Source organism: Arthrobacter sp. MAHUQ-56, assembly GCF_019710585.1.
Lineage (GTDB): Bacteria > Actinomycetota > Actinomycetes > Actinomycetales > Micrococcaceae > Arthrobacter.
This window is the reverse complement of the sequence record NZ_JAIFZQ010000014.1, coordinates 1-2937: the sequence shown is the minus strand read 5'-3', so window position 1 is coordinate 2937 and position 2937 is coordinate 1. Positions and strand designations below refer to the sequence as shown.

Genomic DNA, 2937 nt, shown 5'->3' with positions numbered 1-2937 from the left:
ATGTGTATGGAAATCTCATCTTGAAGCGAGCTTCCCGCTTAGATGCTTTCAGCGGTTATCCCATCCGAACGTAGCTAATCAGCGGTGCACTTGGCAGTACAACTGACACACCAGAGGTTCGTCCGTCCCGGTCCTCTCGTACTAAGGACAGCCCTTCTCAAATTTCCTGCGCGCGCAGCGGATAGGGACCGAACTGTCTCACGACGTTCTAAACCCAGCTCGCGTACCGCTTTAATGGGCGAACAGCCCAACCCTTGGGACCTACTCCAGCCCCAGGATGCGACGAGCCGACATCGAGGTGCCAAACCATGCCGTCGATATGGACTCTTGGGCAAGATCAGCCTGTTATCCCCGAGGTACCTTTTATCCGTTGAGCGACGGCCATTCCACAATGTACCGCCGGATCACTAGTCCCGACTTTCGTCCCTGCTCGAGATGTCTCTCTCACAGTCAAGCTCCCTTGTGCACTTACACTCGACACCTGATTGCCAACCAGGCTGAGGGAACCTTTGGGCGCCTCCGTTACTTTTTAGGAGGCAACCGCCCCAGTTAAACTACCCATCAGGCACTGTCCCTGACCCGGATTACGGGCCGAAGTTAGATGTCCAAAGTGACCAGAGTGGTATTTCAACGATGACTCCACCCGAACTGGCGTCCGGGCTTCAACGTCTCCCACCTATCCTACACAAGCCACTCCGAACACCAATACCAAACTATAGTAAAGGTCTCGGGGTCTTTCCGTCCTGCTGCGCGTAACGAGCATCTTTACTCGTACTGCAATTTCGCCGAGTTTATGGTTGAGACAGCGGGGAAGTCGTTACTCCATTCGTGCAGGTCGGAACTTACCCGACAAGGAATTTCGCTACCTTAGGATGGTTATAGTTACCACCGCCGTTTACTGGGGCTTAAATTCTCAGCTTCGCCGTGAGGCTAACCGGTCCTCTTAACCTTCCAGCACCGGGCAGGAGTCAGTCCGTATACATCGTCTTGCGACTTCGCACGGACCTGTGTTTTTAGTAAACAGTCGCTTCCCCCTGGTCTCTGCGGCCCCGATCCCCTCCCGGACGCGCAGTCCGTTCAAGGTTGGGGCCCCCCTTCTCCCGAAGTTACGGGGGCATTTTGCCGAGTTCCTTAACCATAATTCTCTCGATCGCCTTGGTATTCTCTACCTGATCACCTGTGTCGGTTTGGGGTACGGGCGGCTAAAACCTCGCGTCGATGCTTTTCTCGGCAGCATAGGATCACCAAATCCCCCCATACGGGGGTCCCATCAGATCTCAGGCATCATGAACAGCGGATTTGCCTACCGTTCGCCCTACATCCTTAGACCGGGACAACCATCGCCCGGCTCGGCTACCTTCCTGCGTCACACCTGTTAATACGCTTGCCTCCCGGGATCAGGTCCTGCGCTCCACCAAAACCCTTCACCCACAAGGGGTGTCGGGCAGGTTTCGGGCAGTTAGTATCCCCCGCTCAGCATGGGCGGTTTTTCGCCGGTACGGGAATATCAACCCGTTGTCCATCGACTACGCCTGTCGGCCTCGCCTTAGGTCCCGACTTACCCAGGGCAGATTAGCTTGACCCTGGAACCCTTGATCATTCGGCGGACGGGTTTCTCACCCGTCTTTCGCTACTCATGCCTGCATTCTCACTCGTGTAGGCTCCACCGCTGGTTTACACCGCGACTTCACCGCCCACACGACGCTCCCCTACCCATCCACACTCCTGAACCACAAAGGCTTAGAGATTGTGTGAATGCCACAACTTCGGCGGTGTACTTGAGCCCCGCTACATTGTCGGCGCGGAATCACTTGACCAGTGAGCTATTACGCACTCTTTTAAGGGTGGCTGCTTCTAAGCCAACCTCCTGGTTGTCTGGGCAACTCCACATCCTTTCCCACTTAGCACACGCTTAGGGGCCTTAGTTGGTGGTCTGGGCTGTTTCCCTCTCGACTATGAAGCTTATCCCCCACAGTCTCACTGCTGCGCTCTCACTTACCGGCATTCGGAGTTTGGCTGACGTCAGTAACCTTGTAGGGCCCATTAGCCATCCAGTAGCTCTACCTCCGATAAGAAACACGCAACGCTGCACCTAAATGCATTTCGGGGAGAACCAGCTATCACGAAGTTTGATTGGCCTTTCACCCCTACCCACAGCTCATCCCCTCCATTTTCAACTGAAGTGGGTTCGGTCCTCCACGACGTCTTACCGTCGCTTCAACCTGGCCATGGGTAGATCACTTCGCTTCGGGTCTAGATCACGCCACTCACACGCCCTATTCAGACTCGCTTTCGCTACGGCTGCCCCACACGGGTTAACCTCGCGACGTAACACTAACTCGCAGGCTCATTCTTCAAAAGGCACGCCGTCACAGCTACAAGGCTGCTCCGACGGATTGTAAGCACACGGTTTCAGGTACTGTTTCACTCCCCTCCCGGGGTACTTTTCACCTTTCCCTCACGGTACTGGTCCGCTATCGGTCATTAGGGAGTATTTAGGCTTATCAGGTGGTCCTGACAGATTCGCACGGGATTTCTCGGGCCCCGTACTACTTGGGATACTCTCACAGGCGGCACAAACGCATTACGGTTACGGGACTAACACCCTCTCTGGCCGGCCTTTCAAAACCGTTCACCTATGCGCGCACATCACACCCCACCAGCCCGGCAGAACTGGTATGGAAAGTCCCACAACCCCGACCATGCAACGCCCGCCGGCTATCACACATGGAACGGTTTAGCCTGATCCGCGTTCGCTCGCCACTACTAACGGAATCACTATTGTTTTCTCTTCCTGCGGGTACTGAGATGTTTCACTTCCCCGCGTTCCCCCCACGCACCCTATGTGTTCAGGTACGGGTCACCAAGTCACTCGCGCGCTTGGCGGGGTTTCCCCATTCGGACACCCTGGGATCACAGTCCGGTTATCGACTCCCC

Annotated in this window: 1 rRNA gene; it reads right to left on the bottom strand. The window is 55.5% G+C overall.

The window, feature by feature from the left end:
• Nucleotides 1-2937: ribosomal RNA gene (locus K4G53_RS07865) — 23S ribosomal RNA — on the bottom strand; the annotation flags it as partial.